This window comes from Streptomyces viridochromogenes DSM 40736 (assembly GCF_000158955.1).
Classification (GTDB): Bacteria; Actinomycetota; Actinomycetes; order Streptomycetales; family Streptomycetaceae; genus Streptomyces; species Streptomyces venetus.
This window is the reverse complement of the sequence record NZ_GG657757.1, coordinates 7,482,517-7,504,015: the sequence shown is the minus strand read 5'-3', so window position 1 is coordinate 7,504,015 and position 21,499 is coordinate 7,482,517. Positions and strand designations below refer to the sequence as shown.

The following is a 21,499-nucleotide window of genomic DNA, read 5'->3' as shown; positions in this document are numbered from 1 at the left end:
GCCTGCTCACGGGCGTCCACATACCGCCGTGAGCAGGCCGCTTACCGCTTTCCTAAACTTTCGTCAGAACCGTCCGGCTCCGCGGTACAGCTCCAGCTCCCCTTCCAGTTCGACGGCCAGGACCGTGGCGTGCGGGTCGAGGTCCGGCGCCGCCGGCGGGTCGATCCAGAGGATGCCGGGGGTCTCGTGGAGGCCGCCGGTGACACGGTGGCCCAGTTCCGTTCCGCTGCCGAGGACCGAGACCCTGCGGACCTTGCTCAGCAGGCCGCGGACGTTGATCTCGGCGCGCGGGGCGTCGAAGAGCACGAGGTAGAGGGTGCGGCGGTCCTTCGACAGGGTGCTCGGGCCGTAGTGGTGGCCCTGCGGGAGTCCCCGTACCGTGCCGTACACCGCCTCCGCGTGCTCGGCGATCCAGTCGCCGAGCCCGTGCAGCCGCTCCGCCTGCTCGGCCGGGATCGTGCCGTCCTCGCGCGGGCCGACGCTCAGGAGCAGGTTGCCTCCCCCGCCGATGGTCTCGGTGAAGTAGCGGATCAGCTGGTCGGCCGACTTGTGGTTGTGGTCGTGGTGCTGGTGGCCCCAGGAGTCGTTGATGGTCAGGCACAGCTCCCAGGGGCCCTCGGGCGGTATGACGGGCGCGCCCTGTTCCGGCGTCGCGTAGTCGCCCTCGCTGAGCATCCGGGCGTTGAAGACGACGTCGGGGACCTCGGAGCGGATCATGGCGGCCAGCTCGGGGATCCGCCACTGCTCCTCGCTGCGGTCCCACTCGCCGTCGAACCACATCAGGTCCGGCTTGTAGCGGGAGGTGAGTTCGCGGATCTGGCCGTCCCGGTAGGCGAGGAACCTCTCCCAGGCTTCCAGGTCCTCGTGCTCGGCGGCGACCTCCGAGTAGCGGTTGTCCTCCAGCTCCGGCGGGCGGCCGGGCTTGCGGGTGGAGGCGTAGTCGGGGTGGCTCCAGTCCGAGTGCGAGTAGTAGAGGCCGACCTTCAGGTCCTGCTCGCGCAGGGCCTCGGCGTAGCCGGCGATCAGGTCGCGGCCCACGTTCAGGTCGCCGTGGGCGGTGTCCCACAGGGCGACGCCGTCGTGGTGACGGCTGGTCAGCACGGCGTACCGGGCCCCGGCCCGCGCGAAGAGCTTCGCCCAGTCGCGCGGGTCGTAGCGGGATGCCGTGAAGCGGTCGAGCTGGGACATGTACTGGTCGTAGGGGACGATGTCGTCGTAGAACGACCAGGACTCCTGCACGCCGTCGACGGCGTAGACGCCCCAGTGGATGAAGATCCCCAGCTTGGCGTCCTCGAACCACGGTTGCACGGCCATGGGTCAGCCCCTGCGCAGACGCAGCGTCAGGATCTGGAAGGGCCGCAGGGTGACGCGGACGCCGCCGTCGGCGATGTCGGCGTCCTCGAGCGGTCGTTCCAGCAGATCGGTGATCTGCGCGCCCGCGAGCGGGAAGCCGGTGCGCAGGACGCCCCGGGCCCGGCCGCCGCGTGACTCGTAGAGCCGTACGACGACGTCGCCGGAGGTGTCGTCGGCGAGCTTGACCGCCTCGACGGTGATGCCGTCGCCCTCGACGGAGACCACGGGCGCGGGCGCGCCCGCCGCTTCGGCCGTTCGGAGCGGGAGGTTGAGGGCGTAGCCCTCGGCGACCGCGTCCTCGATCGTCGCGCCGGGCAGCAGCGCGTAGGTGAAGCGGTGGCGGCCCTGGTCGGCCTCGGGGTCCGGGATGCGCGGGGCGCGGACCAGGCTGAGGCGGACGGTGGTCGTGGTGCCGCCGTCCTCACGGACCGTGCGGGAGACGTCGTGGCCGTACGTGGAGTCGTTGATGACGGCGACGCCGTAGCCGGGTTCGCCGATGTGCACCCAGCGGTGGCCGGAGACCTCGAAGCGGGCCGCTTCCCAGCTGGTGTTGGTGTGGGTGGGCCGCTGGATGTGGCCGAACTGGATCTCGGCCGAGGAGTGCGGGGCGCGGATGTCGACCGGGAAGGCGGCCTTGAGGATCTTCTCGGTCTCGTGCCAGTCGATGTCCGTCTCGATGTCGATCCGGGGGCTGCCCGCGCGGACCGTGATCGTCTGGGTGATCTTCGAGCCCTTGCCGAAGTCCCGCTCGACGCGGATCGCGCCGATCAGCGGGTCCTGCTCGACGACCGTGACGGACGAGGCGTCGAGCAGGTCCGTGTAGCGGTTCTTGTAGTGCTTGTCGATGTCCCAGGCGTCCCAGTAGTTGGGCAGGTCGGTGTGCAGGCGGAGCAGGTTGCCCGGCTCGGCCAGGACCTCGCGGCCGGCGCGCAGGTCGCGGACGGAGGACAGGGTGCCGTCCTCGGCGATCTCGACGCGGACCAGCCCGTTGTCGAGGACCCGGCCGTTCACCGTCACCGGCTGCGGGGGCCGGGCGTCGGCGAGGGGCGCGGAGCCGCTCGCGGGCACCTCCACGAACACCGGTGCGCCGTCGGCGGTGCGGAGCACTTCGGCGCGGTCGTAGGGGCTGGTGTTGAAGACGTGTGTTCCGCCGTCGCCCAGCGCCGCCACCGCCGCGTCCGTCAGCTCCTTCAGCTCGCCGGCCACGCGGGCGTACTCCGCCTCGGCCTCGCGGTGCACCCAGGCGATGGAGGAGCCGGGCAGGATGTCGTGGAACTGGTGCAGCAGCACCGTCTTCCAGAGCCGGTCCAGCTTCTCGTACGGGTACGCGTAGCCCGGCGCGTGCAGCGCGGCCGTGGTCGCCCACAGCTCCGCCTCGCGCAGGAGGTGCTCGGAGCGGCGGTTGCCCTGCTTGGTGCGGGCCTGGGAGGTGTAGGTGGCGCGGTGCAGCTCCAGATAGAGCTCGCCGACCCAGACGGGGGCGTCGGGGTACTCCTCGCGGGCCTTGGCGAAGAACTCGTCGGGGTGTTCGACGACGACCTTCGCGGAGCCCTCCAGGTCGGCCAGCCGGCGGGCGCGTTCCATGATCTCGCGGGTGGGGCCGCCTCCGCCGTCGCCCCAGCCGAAGGGGGCCAGGGAGCGGGTGGCGCCGCCCTTCTCCTGGTAGTTGCGGACCGCGCGGGACATCTCCTCGCCGCTGAAGCGGGCGTTGTAGGTGTCGACCGGCGGGAAGTGGGTGAAGATGCGGGTGCCGTCGATGCCCTCCCACCAGAAGGTGTGGTGGGGGAACCTGTTGGTCTGGTTCCAGGAGATCTTCTGGGTGAGGAACCACTCGTTGCCGGCGAGCTTGGCGATCTGCGGGTAGGCCGCGTTGTAGCCGAAGGAGTCCGGCAGCCACACGCCCTTGGTCTCGATGCCGAAGTGGTCCATGAAGAACCGCTTGCCGTGGATGAACTGGCGGGCGACGGCCTCGCCGCCGGGCAGGTTGCCGTCGGACTCGACCCACATGCCGCCGACCGGCGCCCACTGGCCCTTCTTGACCGACTCCTGGATGCGGGACCACACCTTGGGGTAGTTGTCGCGCACCCACTCGTACTGCTGGGCCTGGGAGCAGGCGAAGACGAAGTCGTCGTACTCGTCGGCCAAGGACGTGACGTTGGAGAAGGTGCGGGACGTCTTGCGCTTGGTCTCGCGGATCGGCCAGAGCCAGGCGGAGTCGATGTGGGCGTGCCCCACACCGGAGACGGTGTGCGCACTGGCGTGCGCGGGGCGGGCGAGGACCGGCTTGAGCGCCTCGCGGACGGCGGGGGCGGAGCCGGAGACGTCGTCCAGGTCGAGCAGGTCCATCGCCCGGTCGAGGGCGTGCGCGATCTCGTGCCGGCGCGGGTCGTGTTCGCCGAGCTCCAGCATCAGCTCGCGCAGCACCTGGACGTCGAGGTCGAGGTGCCAGACCTCCTCGTCGAGGATGGCGATGTCGGCGCCGCGGAAGGTGTAGAGCGGCTTGTCGCCGGCGGTCAGCTTGTCGCCGAGCGGGGTGACCTTCGAGAAGTTGTCCGCGAGGATGTCCGGGTTGGAGGCGGCCTCGACCAGGTAGTCGACCGTCTCCCCGCCCGTCGCCGCCTTGGCGATCGCCACGTACTGGTTGAGCGGGTTGACGGCCTTCAGCGGGGTGCCGTCCGGGAGGTGGACCAGCGCCTCGGCCTGGTTGCCGGGCCAGTCGCCGACGAAGCCGAGGTCGATGACGGCCTCGACGCGCCGGCCGGCCCAGTCCTCGGGCACCCGGCCGCGCATGCGGAACCAGGTGGTGCCCCAGGGCGGGCCCCACGGGGTGCCCATGGCGAAGGGCTCGTAGGAGGCCGCCGCCGCTTCCTCGAAGGGCACCGGCTCTCCGGGAGCCTGCCATGCCTCTACCTCGAAGGGGACGGTGGCCGCGTAGATCGCGGTCTTGATGCGCTGGTCGTGGAGGCGCTGTACGCGCTCTTCGATCCGGCGGCGTTCGTCGTGCATGAAGAGTCTCCAGGAAGCGGGAAGAGCGGGGGAAAGCGCTTACCGATCGGGGCTCACCTAAGGTACGCCAGCCCAGGATGGACGTCGGTGTAGCCCTCGACCAGCCTGCGGGCCACGTGGACGGAGTCGACGAGCGGATGCAGGGCGAAGGCCTTCACGGCGGTCGTGCGGGAGCCGGAGTCGGCCGCCGCCAGCACCTCGCGCTCGACGGCCTTGACCGCGCAGACCAGGCCGGTGGCGTGGCCGGGCAGCGGGTCGACGGTGACGGGGTGGGCGCCGTTGGCGTCGACGAGGCAGGGGACCTCGATCACGGCGTCCGCGTCCAGGACCGACAGGGTGCGCTGATTGCGGACGTTGAGGATCAGGGTGGTGCGTTCGTCCCGGGCGATGGCCCGCATCAGCGCGAGGGCGACCTTCTCGTAGCCCCCGGACAGGTCGTCCTCGTCGCGTTCGCCGGCGCCGGCACTCTCGCGGTTCTCGGCCATGTAGGTGGCCTCGCGCTCGGCCCGGGTCTGGTCCCAGACCTTGAGGGCGGGCGCGTCCGGGTTGCTCATCTCGGCGTAGAAGCGGGCCTGCTGGTCGTGCAGGAAGGCGCCGCGGGTCTTCTCAGCCTGCTGGTAGGCGCGGACGGCCTCCCGGTTGAAGTAGTAGTAGTGCAGGTACTCGTTGGGGATCGCACCCAGGGACCGCAGCCAGTCGACGCCGAAGAGCTTGCCCTCCTCGAAGGAGCCGAGCAGGTCGGGGTCGGCGAGCAGGCGCGGGAGTTCGTCCCGGCCGGCGACCCGCAGCCCGCGTACCCAGCCGAGGTGGTTGAGGCCGACGTAGTCGATCCACGCCTCCTGCGGGTTCGCGCCGAGCACCCGGGCGATGCGGCGGCCGAGGCCGACCGGGGAGTCGCAGATGCCGATGACGCGGTCGCCGAGGTGGCGGGACATGGCCTCGGTGACCAGGCCGGCCGGGTTGGTGAAGTTGATGACCCAGGCGTCGGGCGCGAGGCGGGCCACCCGCCGGGCGATGTCCACGGCGACCGGGACGGTGCGCAGGCCGTAGGCGATACCGCCGGCGCCGACCGTCTCCTGGCCCAGCACACCCTCGGCCAGGGCCACCCGCTCGTCGTCCGCACGGCCCTGGAGGCCGCCGACGCGGATCGCGGAGAACACGAAGTCGGCGCCCCGCAGTGCCTCGTCGAGATCGGTGGTGGCGGTGACCTCGGGGGCGTCGAGGACACCGTCCGCCTGCTCGGCGAGCACACGCGTCACCGCCGACAGTCGCCCGGCGTCCAGATCGTGCAGGACGACACGCGTCACCCGGCCCTCGGCGTGGTCCTGGAGGAGAGCCCCGTACACCAGCGGCACGCGGAATCCTCCGCCGCCCAGAATCGTCAGCTTCACCGGGTTCCTCCGAATCGGAAGGTCGCGCTCAGAGCATTGCGAGAACCAGGCACGCGCCACCTCCTTGAACGTGCTTCGAGACCCGGGCTGGTTCCGGCCCGGCTGGTGTCGAGGGTGTGGGACCTTGCTGTGCGCCGGGCGGCGGGGCGGCCCGCGCCGGGAATCCCCGCGCCCCGGCCGGAGGAGGGTTCATGTCCGCACCCTTCCCGCCACGACGACCTCGACGCCCGCCTCCGTGAAGGAGGCCCGCGTCGCCGGGTCGACCGGCTCGTTCGTCACGACCGCGTCCAGGTCCTCGGGACCGCAGACCTTCGCCATCCCGTGTCCGGGGAACTTCGCCGCGTCCGCGAGCAGCACCACCTTCTCGCTCGCATTGATCATGGCGCGTTTGACCGGCACCTCCACGACCGTGGTGTCCATGACCTGGCCGCCGGGGCGCACGCCGCTGGTGCCGAGGAAGAGCCAGTCGGCGTGCAACTGGCGCAGGTTGTCCTCGGTGAGGAAACCGACGAGGGAGCGGTACTCGCGGCGGACCATGCCGCCGAGCAGGACCAGCTCGATGCCCTCGTCGTCGGCGAGTTCCTCGTAGACCACCAGGTTGCTGGTGATCACCGTGAGGCGGCGGCCGTGCAGCTGCCGGGCCAGGCGGTAGGCCGTCGTCCCGATGTCCAGCAGCACCGACTGACCGTCCCTGATCATTTCGGCGGCGCGTTCGGCTATGGCGTCCTTCTCGGAGACCCGCACCTCGGCGACCTCGGCGAAGGGCTGGTCGCCCTCCTCCACCACGGCGCCGCCGTGGACACGCGTCAGAAGGCCGTCCTCCTCGAGTTTCACCAGGTCACGCCTGATGGTGGCCGGGCTCACGCCCAGCTGTTCGGAGAGGTCGGTCACAGCCGCGGGGCCGCCGGAGCGCAGGGCCCGGAGGATGAGTTGGTGTCGTCGTTCTGCCAGCACGGCCGGAACACTACTCGTCATCTTCAATCATTTCCATGCTCAGTTCTGCTCGGGTATTGACCAATCTCTCGGAGCAGCGCACGATTCCGGTCACAGAAATGAAGAGTTTTGACGATCTCCGTCAAACTCGAGCGAGAGGACACCTCCGTGGACGACGACCGGCCCGATGTGCTGCTGACCGGGCTGCTCTTCTACGACCTCGTCCTCACCGGGCTCGGGAAGCCGCCGACACCCGGCGAGGAGATCTGGACCCGGGGCATGGGCTGCGGCCCCGGCGGCATCGCGAACCTCGCGGTGGCCGCCTCCCGCTTCGGCCTCAGGACCTCACTGGCCACGGTATTCGGCGACGACTTCTACGGCGAGCACTGCCGGGACGTCCTGTGCGACCAGGAGGGCGTCGACCTCTCGCTCTCCCGTACGGCGGACGACTGGCCGACCCCGGTCACCGTCTCCGTCGCCTACGGCCACGACCGGGCCCTGCTCACCCACGGCCAGGAGCCGCCGTACTCGCAGGACGTGCTGATGGGCGACCCGCCCGGGGCGCGTACCGCCCTGGTCCACCTGGAGGCGGAACCGCGCGAGTGGCTCGCGAAGGCCGCCGCGAACGGCACCCGGGTCTACGCCGACGTCGGCTGGGACCCCACCCAGGAGTGGTCGACGACCCTCCTGGAACAACTCGCCCTGTGCCACGCCTTCCTCCCGAACGAGGCGGAGGCCATGGCCTACACCCGTACGGACAGCGCGCTGGCCGCGCTCGGCACGCTGTCCGAACTGGTGCCGGTCGCGGTGGTGACGCGGGGCGGGGACGGTGCCCTCGCCGTCGACCAGATCACCGGCGAGTACGCGGACGTACCCGCCCTCGACGTCGACGTGCTCGACGCGACGGGTGCCGGGGACGTCTTCGGCGCCGCGTTCGTCACCACCTCGCTCGGCGGCTGGCCGCTCGTGGAACGGCTGCGGTTCGCGGTGCTCGCGGCCGGGCTGTCCGTCGCCCATCACGGCGGGGCCCTCGCGGCTCCCGGCTGGTACGGCGTCGACCGCTGGTGGCGCACCCTGACCGACCCCGAACTGAAGCGGGCGTACGGCTTCCTGGCCCGCCGGCTCCCGGAGAACCCCGGGCCGGCTGTCGCGTACGCCCCCGTCACCCCGCCGGCCCCTCACACGTCCGTCGGCCCACGCGCCTGCGAACGGCGGCACTGACCCTCGAACCCCTCGGCACGTCGAACAGCAACAGCAGGAGTGACCCGTGGACCTTTCCCGTAGAGGCTTCCTCCAGGCCGCCGCGCTCACCGCGGCCGCCTCCGGTCTGACCGTGGCCTGCGGCAGCGGCTCAGGATCGGCCGGCAGCAAGAACGGCAAGAACCTCACCTTGTGGTACTGGGGAGGCGCGCTCAGCGACAAGGTGGTCGCCGAGGCGAAGACGCACTTCAGCAAGGACGTGAAGCTGACCGTCGCCTCCATCGGCGGCGACTTCAAGTCGAAGCTCACCACCACCCTCGCGGCGGGCACCTCGGTCCCCGACATCACCGGCATCAAGGGCGAGGACATGGCGTCCTTCCTGCCCAACGCGGGCCGCTTCCTCGACCTGAACGACCTGGGCTTCAAGGACATCTCGTCCCAGTACCTGGACTGGAAGACCAAGCTCGCCCGGACCGAGGACGGCAAGCAGATCGGCTTCCCGATCGACATCGGCCCCACCGCGCTCTTCTACCGCGCGGACCTGTTCGACAAGGCCGGGCTGCCCACCGACCCCGACAAGGTCGCCGAGCGGGCCGGGACCTGGGAGGACTACTTCGCGCTCGGCACCGAACTGAAGAAGCAGGTGCCCGGCACCTACCTGGTCAACAACATCGGCTCGGTGTTCAACATGGCGGTCGGACAGGGCACCGAGCGGTTCATCGACAGGGACAACCACTTCATCGGCGACCAGGACCACATCCGCAAGGCGTGGACCACCGCGGTCCGCCCCTACACCCTCGGCCTCGACGCCAAGATCAACGACAACAGCTGGAACGCCGCCGTCGGCAAGAGCCTGAGCACCGAACTCGGTGCGGCCTGGCACGCGCTGGACATCGAGCAGGCGGCCCCGAAGACCAAGGGCAAGTGGCGGGTCTGCGCGATGCCCGGCGGACCGGCCAACCAGGGCGGCTCCTACCTGGCCCTGCCCAAGCAGTGCCGGAACCCCGAAGAGGCGTTCAAGATCATCAGCTGGATCCTGAGTCCGAAGAACGACGCCCGCGGCTTCGCGGACGCCGCGATCTTCCCCGCCGCACCGGCGGCGTACTCCGATCCGGCCATGACCGGTGGCGACCCCTTCTTCGGCGGGCAGAAGATCATCGACGTGTTCGGCCCGGCCGCCAAGTCCATACCGGCCGCCTACGAGGCACCCGCGGACGCCGCCGTCATGGCTCCTTTCATGACCGAGCTGACCAACATCGAGGCCAAGGGCAAGAAGCCCGACGCCGCCTGGCACGACGCGGTCGGCCAGGCCAAGCAGATCGCCCGTCGCCAGGGGGTGAGCTGAGACATGTCCTCACCTCCGGTCACCGGTCCCGCCGCGGTGCCCCGGCACCACGGCGGGCCCGGCCCGGCCCGCCTCCGCCCCCGGCGCACCCCGCCGGCGGGCGCCGTGCGGCCGAGGCGTCGTGGGGTGCTGGCCCACTGGCGGCAGTACCTGGCGATCTCGCCCTTCTTCCTGATCTTCGGCGCCTTCTCGTTCTTCCCGGTCTTCTACTCGCTGTATCTCGCCTTCCAGCGCTGGGACGGCATGGGCACCGTCCAGTTCGTCGGTTTCCAGCAGTTCCGGTTCCTGTGGGACGACCCGGTCTTCTGGATGTCGATCCGCAACACCCTGGTGATCTGGGTCCTGTCCACCGTCCCCACGCTGTTCGGCGCCCTGGTGCTGGCGACGCTGCTGCACTCGGTGCGGCGCTTCAGGGGCTTCTACCGCATCGCCCTCTACATACCGAACGTCACCTCGATCGTCGCCGTGTCGATCTTCTTCGGCGCGGTGTTCAGCAACAACTTCGGCCTGGTCAACGCGATCCTGGGCACGGTCGGCATCTCACCGGTGCCGTGGCTGAGCAACCCGTGGCTGATCAAACTGGTCATCGCGCTGCTGATGACCTGGATGTGGACCGGCTACAACATGATCATCTACCTGGCCGGCCTTCAGGCCATCCCCACGCAGATCTACGAGGCGGCCAGGCTGGACGGGGCCGGGCCCATCCGCACGTTCTTCCAGATCACCATGCCGATCATGCGGCCCATCATCCTGTTCACCGTCGTCATCTCGACCATCAACGGCCTGCAGAGCTTCAGCGAACCCCAGGTCCTGTTCGGCAGCAACGCCGCCAACCCGAACCTCGGCGGTCCCGGCCAGGCGGGTCTGACCACGCTGCTGTACTTCTACCAGTCGGCCTTCGTCAACAACGACTACGGCTACGGCGCGGCCATCGTGTGGGCCTTCTTCGTACTGATCATGGTGCTGGTCGTCGTCAACTGGCGCGTCGTCCAGCGCGGGAGGAAGTCATGACCGCAGCGGTCAAGAGGCGGTCACGGCGTCCCAAGGGCCTGACCGCGCACATCGTCCTCGGCCTGGCCGTCCTGATCTCGGTCTTCCCGTTCGTGTGGACGGTCGTCATGGCGACCAACACCACCGAGGACATCTACAAGAGCCCGCCGAAGCTGACCTTCGGTTCCCATCTGCTGGAGAACGTCCGGCACGTGTTCGACACCATCGACTTCTTCGGGTCGATGCTGAACACGCTCGTCGTCGCGTGCGTCACGACCGTCCTGGTCCTGTTCATCGACTCCCTGGCGGCGTTCACCTTCGCCAAGTTCGACTTCCCCGGACGCAGGGTGCTGTTCGCCATGCTGGTCGGGTTCATGATGCTGCCGCTCCAGCTGGCCGTGCTCCCACAGTTCATCCTCATGTCCGACATCGGCTGGGTCGGCACGCTCAAGGCGCTGGTCCTGCCCGCCCTCGCCAACGCCTTCGGCATCTTCTGGCTGCGGCAGTACATCCACAACGGTGTGCCGGACGAACTCCTCGACGCCGCGCGCATCGACGGCGCCGGGTTCTTCCGCCAGTACTGGAACATCGTGCTGCCGATGATCAGGCCCGCGCTGTCCTTCCTCGCCATCTACGCCTTCGTCGGTGCCTGGAACGACTACATCTGGCCGCTGGTCGTGCTCACCGACCCCGGCCACCTCACCCTCCAGGTGGCGCTCGCCCAGCTCCACGTCGGGCACACCACCGACTACAGCATGGTGATGGCGGGCGTGCTCATGGCGTCCGTGCCGCTGGTCGTGGTCTTCACCCTCTTCGCCCGCGGGTTCATCGCGGGCGCCACAGAGGGAGCTGTGCAGGGAACCTGACCGGGACAACCGCGCCCCGAAAGGGGGCGCGGGGCTGTGCCGATATGCGGCTCCGCCGCGTGGGCGCGACCAGCCACAGGGGACGCGCAGCCGAGAGCGGCCGGTCCCGGCCCGAGCTCGTAGCAGCCACACAAGAGAGGCACCCAGTGACGGACGTCAATTCCGAGGCCCCACGCGCCAAGGTGCTCGTCGTCGGCATGGACGGGCTGCGCTTCGACCGGCTGGTCCTCTCTTCGTCCGCGGCACCCGTGCTGCACAGCCTGATGGCCGCGGGCGCCGTCGGCACCAGCCTGCTGCCTTACGGCGAGGCGGACGGCCAGGCCGCGAACGGTCCGTCGACCAGCATGGCCTACACCGACTCCGGGCCCGGCTGGTCGAGCATCCTCACCGGGGTGTGGCCCGACCGCCACGGGGTGACCGGCAATGACTTCAAAGGCGCCGACTACACCCGCTACCCCGACTTCCTGACCCGTGCCGCCACCGCCCGGCCCGGTCTGCGCACGGCGGCCGCGGTGTCCTGGCCGGCGCTGGTCCGCCGCGGCACCCTCAGCCGGGCCATCGGCCGACGGGTGCGCCACAACGGCGAGTCCAGGGGGTATGAAACCGCGGACCGCCGCGTCGCCCGCACCGCCCTGCGCTGGCTCACCACGTTCGACCCGGACGTCCTGTTCGCGTACTTCGGCGCCACCGACGAGGCCGGCCACGCCACCGGGCCCCTCTCCCCCGCCTACGACCAGGCCCTCCTCGCCCAGGACACCCACCTCGGGCGGCTGCTGGATGCGATCGACGCCCGGCGCTCGGATCCGCGGCGCGCCGAGGAGCGCTGGACCGTGCTGGTCACCACCGACCACGGTCATCTCGACTCCGGTGGCCACGGCGGCGACTCGCGTGCCGAGCGGGAGGTCTTCGTCGTCCTCGCCGAGCCCGGCATGCCCGGGGGCCTCCGGCTCGACGCTCCCCGCCTCATCGACATCGCCCCCACCGTCCTGGACCGTCTCGGCATCCCCGTCGACCCCGACTGGGGCCTGCCGGGCCGTGTCCTGCCCCGCCCCACCCCACCGACTTCGGAATGGTCATGACCGACGCACCCTTCGACCCCCTGACCGCCCTGCGCCCCTGGGAGGCCCCCGAGGTGACCTCCTGGGGGCGGCTGCCGATGCACGCCGTCGACCGGCGGGCCGGGGCCGTATCCCTGGACGGCGACTGGCGCTTCCAGCTGCTGCCCGCGCCGGACGCCCCGCTCGGGGAGGTCTGGTCGTCGTCGTACGTGCCCGGTGTGTGGACCGTGCAGGGCACGGACGATCTCCCGCGGTATCTGAACATCCGGATGCCGTTCGCCGAGTTCCCGCCGGAGGTGCCCGCCGCCAACCCGACGGGCGTCTACGAACGGGCGGTGGACGTGCCGGCCGAGTGGGCCGAGCGGCGGATCGTGCTCCAGGTCGGGGCCGCCGAGAGCGTGCTGCTGGTGCATGTGAACGGGCGGCCGGCCGGGATCTCCAAGGACTCCCACCTGGCCGCCGAGTTCGACCTGACGCCGGTGGTACGCCCCGGGGAGCGGGCCACGGTCCGCCTGACCGTCGTGAAGTGGTCGGACGCCTCGCACATCGAGGACCAGGACCACTGGTGGCACGGCGGGATCACCCGCTCGGTACTGCTGTACGCGCGGGATGCGCTGCATCTCGCGGACGTGACCGTGCGCGCCCGGCGCGACGGCGACCTGAGGGTGGACTGCCGGGTGCGGGACGCCGGCGGGGCGCTGCCCGAGGGCTGGTACGTCAGCGGGGAGCTGGACGGACACCTCCTCACGCAGGACGCGGAGTTCGACCGGACCAACGCCGAGGACGAGCGCGTCTCCGACTTCCTCGGTGAGGCCCGGCTGCGGGCCGCCGTACCGGATGTCCGCGCCTGGACGGCCGAGACGCCCGAGCTGTACGGCCTGACCGTCCGGCTGCACCGCGCCGACGGCACCGTCGCCGACACCTCCCGGCACCGGATCGGCTTCCGCGACGTCGAGATCGACGGGCGGGACCTGCTGGTCAACGGTGAGCGCGTGTTCATCCGGGGCGTCAACCGGCACGACTTCCATCCGCTGACGGGTCGCACGGTGTCGTACCACGACATGCGCGCCGACCTCGTCCTGCTGAAGCGGTTCGGCTTCAACGCGATCCGCACCGCGCACTACCCGAACGACCCGGCCCTGTACGACCTCGCCGACGAGCTCGGCTTCTACGTCGTCGACGAGGCGGACATCGAGTCCCACGACCACGCCCACGAGATCGCCGACGACCCGCGCTACCTGAACGCCTTCGTCGACCGGGTCTCACGGATGGTGCTGCGGGACAAGAACCACCCGTCCGTCATCATCTGGTCGCTGGGCAACGAGTCCGACTACGGCGCGAACCACGACGCGGCGGCGGGCTGGGTGCGCCGGCACGACCCGACCCGGCCGGTGCAGTACGAGGGCGCCGCCAAGCGCGGCTGGGCCGATCCCGGCGTGGCCTCCGACATCGCCTGCCCGATGTACGCGCCGCTGGAGGAGTGCCTGGCGCACGCCATGTCCGGCACCCAGACCAAGCCGCTCATCCAGTGCGAGTACTCGCACGCCATGGGCAACAGCAACGGCACGCTGGCGGACCATTGGGAGGCCATCGAGACCACCCCGGGTCTTCAGGGCGGGTTCATCTGGGAGTTCTGGGACCACGGCATCCTGCAGCGTGTGAACGACGGCAGACCGGCCGGGCGTGGGGGCGCCGGGCTGTATGACAACGGTGTCGCCGCGCCCGGTCATCGCTGGGCGTACGGCGGCGACTTCGGGGAGACGGACCACGACGGCGCCTTCATCGCCGACGGTGTCGTCTTCCCCGACCGCACGCCCAAGCCGGTGATGTTCGAGCACCGGGAGATCGCCGCGCCGGTGCGGATCGACTGCTTCCGGCACGAGGGCGTCGTCCTGAGCAACCACCAGCACTTCCGGGGCCTGGACTGGCTGGCCGGCGAGTGGGAGCTGTCCCTCGCCGACGGCGCCACCCGGACGGCTCCCGCCGAACTGCCCGATCTGCGCCCCGGTGAGACGGCCGCGGTGCCGCTGCCGTTCGAACTGCCGGAGGACGGTGGTGAGGCATGGCTGACCCTGCGGGTCACGACGGCCGGGGACGAGCCCTGGGCGCCGCGCGGCACGGTCGTGTGCCTGCCGCAGGTCCGGCTGCGGGCGGCGCCCCCGGTCAGGCACACCCCGGTCCCGGGCCGTCCGGTGGAGGTCGGCGAGGACGGACTGCTGGTCCATCCGCTGCTGACGGCCGCGCCCACGCTGTCCCTGTGGCGGGCGCCCACCGACAACGACGAACTGGGCGGCATGGCGGCACGCTGGCGGGACTGGGGGCTTCACGCACCCGCCCGGAAGGTCGTCGCCGTACGGCGTGACCCGGGACGGGTGGCCGTGGTGTGCGACTACCTCTGCACGGGCGGGGCCGTCCGTCACGAGCAGGTCTTCACGGCGGTCGAGGGCGGACTGCTCGTCGAGGAGTGCGCCGAGCTGCCCGAGGCGCTGCACGACGTGGCCCGGGTCGGTTCGGTCTTCGAGACGGCCGCGGGGCTGAATCTGCTGGAGTGGTTCGGGCAGGGTCCCTGGGAGTCGTATCCGGACCGGGAAGCGGGCGCGCCCGTGGGGCATCACTCACTGCCGGTGGACGAGCTGTTCACCCCGTACCTGCGGCCTCAGGAGAGCGGCGGGCGGCACGGCGTGCGGCGGTTCACGCTGTCCGCTCCGGACGCCACCGGCCTCGCGGTGCGGCTGGACCGGCCCCGCCAGGTCTCCGTGACCCGCCATCGCGCTGCCGATCTCGCCGCTGTCACCCATCACGACGAACTGGTGCCGCGGGCCGGGTGCGTGGTGCACATCGACGCGGCGCACCGCGGGCTGGGCACGGCGTCGTGCGGGCCCGACACCTTCGCTTCCTACCTCGTCGCGGCCGGCGTCCATCGCTGGAGCTGGACGCTGCGCGTCCTCTGAGTCCCTCCCCTCTCAGCCACCCCGTTCTCAGTCACCCCATGGAGCACCCGTGTGCATTGCGCATGACCACGACCTGGGCGAGGCGCCCCAGGCCGGTGCCGGAAGACGCGGTTTCCTCCGGGCCACCGCGCTGCTCGGCGCCACCGCCGCCGCCGTGACCGCGCTGCCGGCCGTCACCGCGGAGGCGGCCTCGATGGCGAGGTGGCGTCCCGACCCGCGCAGCCGCCGCTTCACGCTCGCCGTGATGCCGGACACGCAGTACCTCTTCGACGGGCCGAGCATCGACAGGGCTCCGGTCGAGGCGTCGCTGCGCTATCTGCTGGAGCACGGCCGGGAGGAGAACATCGTCTTCCTGTCGCATCTCGGGGACCTCACGCAGAACGGCGCGAAGGAGGAGTTCGCGGCGATCGGCGAGGCGTTCGGGCTGCTGGACCGGCGGGGCGTCGGCTACAGCGTCCTGGCGGGCAACCACGACGTGAGGCCGTCGACGACCGACCAGCGTGGCGCGACACCGTACCTGGACGCCTTCGGGCCCAAGCGGTTCGAGGGGAAGCCGACGTTCGGCGGTGCCTCCCCGGACGGCTACAACACCTTCCACCGGTTCGCGGCGGGCGGGCGGGAGTGGCTGGTGCTCGCGCTGGACTGGCGGCTCTCGCCGCAGGGGTACGCGTGGGCGAAGGAGGTCCTGGCGAAGCACCCGAAGACGCCGGTGATCCTCACGACGCACGAACTGGTCGTCGAGGACGACACGTTGTCGGACTACGGGCAGCAGCTGTGGGACCAGCTGATCGAGGACCACGACCAGATCTTTCTGGCCCTGGGCGGGCACTACTGGCCCGCCGGCCGCGCGACGCGGAAGAACGCGGCGGGGCACGACGTCCAGCTGCATCTGACGAACTACCAGAACCGCTACTTCGGTGGCGCGGCGATGATCCGCCTGTACCGGTTCGACCTGGACCGCGGCGTCATCGACGTGGAGACGCTCTCGCCGTGGATCCTGGGCCGGGCGTCGAAGGGGCTCAACGAGCTGGAACGGCAGGAGATGGAGCTGAGCGGCGACGCCGACCGCTTCTCCGTCGAGATCGACTTCCAGAAACGATTCTCCGGCTTCGCTCCCGTGCCCGCCCGGCCGTCCCGGCCCGTCTCGACGATGCTGCTGCCGGGCACGGTGGCGTACTGGCGCTTCGAGAAGCCCGTCGACGGCACGAAGGGAACGGTCCGCGACCTGTCCGGGCGGGGCAACGACCTGTCCCTGGTCACGGTCGGCAAAGGCACGCTGGGCTGGTCGGCGGACCACCACCCCGACCAGCCGGGGCACGGCAGCCTGGAGTTCCAGGGCTTCAAGTCGCCGCTGAAGGGCGCGTACCTGCGCACGGTCGACGGCGCCCCGCTCAGCAAGGCCACCTTCGAGGACGGCTACACCATCGAGGCGTTCTACCGTCTGCCCGCCGACTGGGACCCGGACCACCACGCCTGGTCGGGCCTGGTCGGCCGCACCGGCACGGGCGGCGCCGCGGGCAAGACCGCCGACGACCCCGACGAGCCGCTCGCCACGCTGTCATTGTCCAACGACCGCGAGCCGCAGTGGGCCGTGCGCCCGCTCAACCAGGAAGGGATCGCGACCAACTGGGGTCAGGAGACCCCGCTGGAGACGTGGTGGCACCTCGCGGTCGTGAACGACGGCACGCACACCACGCTGTACGTCGAGGGCTGCCCCGTGGTCCGCAACCCGAAGGCGGCCGCCGTGGGCCTGACCTCGGTGGGGCTGCCCTGGCTGCTGGGCGGCTACGAGTACGCCGGCAAGATCGACCAGATCCTGCACGGCCGGCTCGGAGACGTCCGGATCGTCGCACGGGCGCTGCCCGTCACCAGCTTCATGAACCACTGACCCAGTGAGACCCAGAGGATCGTCATGACCGAACAGCAGCTGCCCGCCTGGGCCGACCCGGCCGTCTCCCCCGCCCTCCTGGACGCCCAGGGCGTCTCCCGCCGTCAGCTCCTGCGCCGGGCAGGTCTGTTCGGCGCCGCGTTCGCCCTCGGCTCGGCGGCGATGCCCGAGGCGGCCGCTGCCGGCGGCTACGGCGGCACCGATCCGAAACTCGCCTACCTCGTCGGCGACCACCACGTCCACAGCGTCTACAGCCACGACGCGAAGTACACCTTCTCCCAGCTGGCCACCGCGGCCGCCAAGTACGGCCTTGACTGGATGGTGTTCAACGAGCACTCCAACTTCGGGCACGCCTACCACGGCGCCGCCATGGAGCACAAGGAGATCCTCAAGGCTCGCGCCGAGAACCCTCGTCAGCTGATCTTCCAGGGCCTGGAGTGGTACATCCCGGCCGCCGAGCACTGCACGATCTTCGCCGCGCCCGGTGCGCACGAGGTCGACCTCCTCACCCGGTTCGAGCTGGCCTACGACGGCAAGCTGTTGGGCTACACGGACGGTGCCCCGGACAACCCGAACACGGCGCGCAACGAAGCGCACGCGGTCAAGGCCATCCAGTGGCTCGCCGAACAGCGCCGTACCGGATACGTCGACGACGTCCTCGTCTTCGCCAACCATCCGATGCGGCTGGGCATCGACTCCCCCCATGAGATGCGCAACTGGCGGGACGCGGCACCCGAGATCATGATCGGCATGGAGGGCGCGCCCGGCGCGCAGGGCGGTGGCATCCCCGGCTGGGAGGGTCCTGACTCGCAGCGCGGTGAGTACACCAACAAACCGTCCGTGAACTCCTGGGCCGGCTACCCGGAGAACGCGTACGTGCTGTACGGCGGCTTCGACTGGATGACGGCGACGGTCGGCGGCATGTGGGACGCGATGCTCGCCGAGGGCAAGCTGTTCACGATCACCACCAACTCCGACGTTCACCGGGTCGTCTTCGACACGTGGAAGAACGGCGACTGGCTGCCGGGGCAGAACTTCGACAACACCGGCAAGATCCCCGACCCGGTGAACACGGACTCCCCGCAGCCCGGCGGCGACTTCTGGCCCGGCCAGTTCAGCCGCACCCACGTCGGCGTGACCCGCTACGGCTATCGCGCGGTCATGGCGGGCCTGCGCGCGGGCCGGGTCTGGCTCGACCACGGGCATCTGCTCGACGGGCTCGACGTCCGGCTCAAGCGGGACCAGGACCAGGGCCGGGGCGTGGCCCTCGGCGGTCAGCTGCGGGTCCGCAAGGGCGAGAAGCTGACCCTGGACATCACCGTGACGACCGCCTCGCGGCCCAATCCGCAGGGCATCCTGCCCGGACTGGCGCACGTGGACGTCATCCGCGGCGCGGTGCGCGGCCCGGTCACCGACCGCGACACCTGGAAGGCCCCCGACACCCGGGTCGTGCGGTCGCAGAACGTCTCCGGCCGCACGGGCACCTACACCCTGCGCGTCCCGCTGACCGCGGGCGGCGAGTCCTTCTACGTCCGGCTGCGCGGCAGCGACGGCAAGCGCAACGGCACCGGTTACCTGGGAGCCTCGGTCGACCCGCACGGGCCGATCCCGCACGCGCCCGGGGACGGCGACCCGTGGGCGGACACGTGGTTCTACACGAACCCGGTCTTCGTCGACGTGGAAGGCGCCTGATCGGGCGGAGGTACGGTGGGCCGCGTGACCGGTGAAGAGTCGCTGCGGCCCCAGTCCCTCATGCTGACGTTCCTGGGCGACCAGGTGCTCGGGCGTGACGTGTGCGTGTACTCGGGCAGCGTCATCGACGTGTTCGCCCGCGCCGGCGTCGGCGAGCAGGCGACCCGCTCGACACTGGCCCGCATGGTCAAGCGCGATCTGCTGCGCCGCCAGCGGGAGGGCCGCCGCATGTACTTCGGGCTGACCGAGCGCTCGGAGGCGGTGCTGCGCGACGGCGAGCGGCGCATCTGGCAGGCCGGTGCCGTCAACCGGCACTGGGACGGCACCTGGACCCTGCTCGGCTTCTCCCTGCCGGAGTCCTGGCAGCGCCAGCGTCACGACCTGCGCTCCCAGCTGACCTGGAGCGGTTTCGGCCCGCTGTTCAACGGCCTGTGGATCGCCCCGGGCGAGGTCGACGTGTCGGCGCTGGTGGCCGAGCTCGGGCTGTCCGCCCACGTGAAGGTCTTCCGGGCGCACGCGGACGTCGGCATGGACATCGGCCAGATGATCGAGGAGACCTGGGAACTGTCCGACCTGGCGGGCCGCTACGAGGGGTTCGTACAGCGTTGGCAGCCCTGGGAGGAGGACCTGCCGGACGCCGACGACGCCCTCGTGCTGCGCCTGCGGCTGCAGACCGAGTGGCTGCGGATCGTCCGGCGCGATCCGCGCCTGCCGGTCAAGCACCTGCCGGACGACTGGCCGGCGGAGCAGGCCGAGAAGACGTTCCGGACCGTGCACGACCGGCTCTCGCCGCTCGCGCACGCCTCGGCGCAGCGCCTGCTCGACCTGGTGCCGGCGCGGTCTCAGACGTAGAACCGCGACAGGCTCTGCAGCACCGCGGCCGGCTTGGTGCCGCCCTCGATCTCGATGGCTCCGTCGACCGTGATCTGCACGCCGCCCGGCACGTCCTCGACCTCGGCGAGCTTCGCCGTCAGCCGGATGCGGGATCCCACCTTCACCGGGGAGGGGAAACGCACCTTGTTGAGACCGTAGTTGACCTTGGTCGTCACGCCCTGGACGTCCAGCAGCTCGGTGAACAGCGGGATGAAGAGGGAGAGCGTGAGATAGCCGTGCGCGATGGGGGCGCCGAAGGGGCCCTCCTTGGCCCGCTCGGGGTCCACGTGGATCCACTGGTGGTCCCCGGTCGCGTCGGCGAAGGTGTCGATGCGCTCCTGGGTGACCTCGATCCACTCGCTGGTGCCGAGGTCGCCGCCCGCGAGCTTCCTGAGTTCGTCGAGACCGTTGACGGTGATGCTCATGCGGCTGTCCTTCACTGGGAGTCGGACCCGTAGCGCTTGCGCACACGGGACTTGAGGAGCTTTCCGGAGGCGGTGCGGGGCAGTGCGTCCGCCAGCACGACCGACTTCGGGATCTTGTACTTGGCGAGGCGGCCCGCGAGCGACGCGAGCACCTCGTCGGGGTCGAGTGCGGCGCCCTCGCGGGGCACGACGACCGCGCGGGGTACCTCGCCCCACTTGTCGTCCGGGACCCCGATCACCGCGCACTCGACGATGTCCGGGTGGGCGAGGAGCTGGTCCTCGATCTCGGCGGGGTAGATGTTCTCGCCACCGGAGATGATCATGTCCTTGATGCGGTCGACGATGTGGACGTAGCCGTCCTCGTCGACCTGGGCCGCGTCGCCGCTGCGGAACCAGCCGTCCGCGAAGGACGCGGCCGTCTCCTCGGGCAGCCCCCAGTAGCCGGGCATGACGTGCGGCCCGCGGACGACGACCTCTCCGACCTCGCCCACGTCGACCGGCGCGAGGTCCGGCCGGACGACCCGTACGTCGCTGAAGAAGTGCGGCACTCCCGCCGACCCCGCCTTGCCGACGGCGTGTTCGGCGTCGAGGAAGAGCGTGCCGGGGGCGGCCTCGGTCATGCCGTAGCCCTGGAGGAAGGTCAGGCCGCGCTCCTGGTACGCGGCGATCAGCGGGGTCGGGACCGGGGAGCCTCCGCAGGTGAGGATGCGGAGCGAGGAGAGGTCCGCGTCCGGCCAGCGCGGGTGCCTCGCCACCTGGTCGAACATGGTCGGCACGCCGAACATGAAGGTGATGCGGTGCCGTTCGACGAGGTCGAAGGTGGAGTCCGGGTCGAAGGCCTCGACCAGGACGCAGGCGCCGCCCTTCAGCAGGACCGGGAGCGTCAGCATGTTCAGGCCGGCGGTGTGGAACAACGGGGCGCAGACCAGGGCGCGTTCGTCGGCGATCAGGTCGGTGTCGACGAGGACGTTGATCGCGTTCCAGGTGAGGTTGCCGTGGGTGAGCATGGCCCCCTTGGGGCGGCCGGTCGTACCCGAGGTGTACATGATGATGCAGGTGTCGTCCGGGGCGACCGGCGCGTCGACGGGCTCCGTGCCGGCCGCGGCGAGCGCCTCCTCGTACTCGGCGCCCACCTCGACGTAGGTCCGGACGTCGGTGCTGCCCGGCAGTCCCGCGACCAGGCCGGCGTGCGTGGGTCCGTAGACGAGGGCCTTGGCTCCGGAGTCGGCGAGCTGGTAGGCGATCTCGGGCCCGGCCAGGCGCGTGTTGAGGGGGACGAACACCGCGCCGAGGGTCCCGGCCGCGAACAGGGTCTCCAGGTAGGAGGGGTGGTTCGGGCCGAGGTAGGCGATGCGGTCGCCGCGGCGGACGCCCCTTTCGCGCAGCGCGTGGGCCAGGCGGGTGGTGCGCTCGTACAGGTCGGCGTAGGTGCGGGTGGTGTCGCCGTGGATCAGGGCGGTGCGGTGCGGGGTCTTGCGGGCCCGGCGTGCGGGCCACGACCCCAGTCCCTCGTTGCGCATGTCACGCC

The 21,499-nt window shown here is 70.8% G+C and carries 15 protein-coding genes; 9 read left to right on the top strand and 6 right to left on the bottom strand.

What is annotated here, in order from left to right; all coding sequences use genetic code 11:
• Positions 1–63 precede the first annotated feature (63 nt).
• The 4 genes from SSQG_RS32830 to SSQG_RS32815 all read right to left on the bottom strand — a co-directional run bounded on the left by SSQG_RS32830 (position 64) and on the right by SSQG_RS32815 (position 6,704).
• Positions 64–1,314 carry an alpha-L-fucosidase gene (locus SSQG_RS32830; RefSeq protein WP_003994273.1) on the bottom strand — a complete coding sequence of 417 codons (1,251 nt, stop codon included), beginning with the start codon at positions 1,312–1,314 and terminating at the stop codon, positions 64–66.
• Between the two features lie 3 nt (positions 1,315–1,317).
• Complete coding sequence (locus SSQG_RS32825) at positions 1,318–4,359, bottom strand: alpha-mannosidase (protein ID WP_003994272.1); 3,042 nt, start codon at positions 4,357–4,359, stop codon at positions 1,318–1,320.
• A 53-nt stretch (positions 4,360–4,412) separates the two neighbouring features.
• The gene (locus tag SSQG_RS32820; protein ID WP_039934141.1) at positions 4,413–5,750 is read right to left on the bottom strand and encodes a 6-phospho-beta-glucosidase; all 1,338 of its coding nucleotides are present in this window, start codon (positions 5,748–5,750) and stop codon (positions 4,413–4,415) included.
• Between the two features lie 189 nt (positions 5,751–5,939).
• Positions 5,940–6,704, bottom strand: coding sequence for a DeoR/GlpR family DNA-binding transcription regulator (locus SSQG_RS32815; RefSeq protein ID WP_003994270.1), 765 nt, complete (start codon positions 6,702–6,704; stop codon positions 5,940–5,942).
• A 147-nt stretch (positions 6,705–6,851) separates the two neighbouring features.
• On the opposite strand from SSQG_RS32815, the gene SSQG_RS32810 reads away from it, so the two are divergent.
• The 9 genes from SSQG_RS32810 (at position 6,852) to SSQG_RS32770 (ending at position 19,525) form a co-directional block, all read left to right on the top strand.
• Positions 6,852–7,904 (top strand): carbohydrate kinase family protein, encoded by a 1,053-nt coding sequence (locus SSQG_RS32810; protein ID WP_003994269.1) that lies wholly within the window; start codon positions 6,852–6,854, stop codon positions 7,902–7,904.
• A gap of 46 nt (positions 7,905–7,950) precedes the next feature.
• Positions 7,951–9,228, top strand: coding sequence for an ABC transporter substrate-binding protein (locus tag SSQG_RS32805; protein ID WP_003994268.1), 1,278 nt, complete (start codon positions 7,951–7,953; stop codon positions 9,226–9,228).
• A gap of 126 nt (positions 9,229–9,354) precedes the next feature.
• On the top strand, positions 9,355–10,239 hold the full coding sequence (locus SSQG_RS32800) for a carbohydrate ABC transporter permease (RefSeq protein WP_039934140.1): 885 nt from the start codon (positions 9,355–9,357) through the stop codon (positions 10,237–10,239).
• Positions 10,236–11,084, top strand: coding sequence for a carbohydrate ABC transporter permease (locus tag SSQG_RS32795; RefSeq protein ID WP_039934137.1), 849 nt, complete (start codon positions 10,236–10,238; stop codon positions 11,082–11,084). The genes SSQG_RS32800 and SSQG_RS32795 overlap by 4 nt, the downstream gene beginning before the upstream one ends.
• A 44-nt stretch (positions 11,085–11,128) precedes the next feature.
• Positions 11,129–12,163 carry an alkaline phosphatase family protein gene (locus tag SSQG_RS32790; protein ID WP_003994265.1) on the top strand — a complete coding sequence of 345 codons (1,035 nt, stop codon included), beginning with the start codon at positions 11,129–11,131 and terminating at the stop codon, positions 12,161–12,163.
• Positions 12,160–15,093 (top strand): glycoside hydrolase family 2 TIM barrel-domain containing protein, encoded by a 2,934-nt coding sequence (locus SSQG_RS32785; protein WP_003994264.1) that lies wholly within the window; start codon positions 12,160–12,162, stop codon positions 15,091–15,093. The genes SSQG_RS32790 and SSQG_RS32785 overlap by 4 nt, the downstream gene beginning before the upstream one ends.
• A 49-nt stretch (positions 15,094–15,142) precedes the next feature.
• Positions 15,143–16,981, top strand: coding sequence for a LamG-like jellyroll fold domain-containing protein (locus SSQG_RS32780; protein ID WP_039934135.1), 1,839 nt, complete (start codon positions 15,143–15,145; stop codon positions 16,979–16,981).
• Positions 16,982–17,005: 24 nt separating this feature from the next.
• Entirely contained in the window at positions 17,006–18,673 is a 1,668-nt protein-coding gene (locus tag SSQG_RS32775; RefSeq protein WP_003994262.1) for a PHP domain-containing protein, read from the top strand.
• Positions 18,674–18,697: 24 nt separating this feature from the next.
• Positions 18,698–19,525, top strand: a complete 828-nt coding sequence (locus SSQG_RS32770; protein ID WP_039935595.1) for a PaaX family transcriptional regulator — start codon at positions 18,698–18,700, stop codon at positions 19,523–19,525.
• Here SSQG_RS32770 and SSQG_RS32765 read toward each other — a convergent pair.
• Positions 19,516–19,971 (bottom strand): MaoC family dehydratase, encoded by a 456-nt coding sequence (locus SSQG_RS32765; RefSeq protein ID WP_003994260.1) that lies wholly within the window; start codon positions 19,969–19,971, stop codon positions 19,516–19,518. The two genes, SSQG_RS32770 and SSQG_RS32765, sit on opposite strands and share 10 nt — an antisense overlap.
• 11 nt (positions 19,972–19,982) lie before the next feature.
• The gene (locus SSQG_RS32760) at positions 19,983–21,491 is read right to left on the bottom strand and encodes an acyl-CoA synthetase (RefSeq protein WP_003994259.1); all 1,509 of its coding nucleotides are present in this window, start codon (positions 21,489–21,491) and stop codon (positions 19,983–19,985) included.
• Between the last annotated feature and the right edge of the window lie 8 nt (positions 21,492–21,499).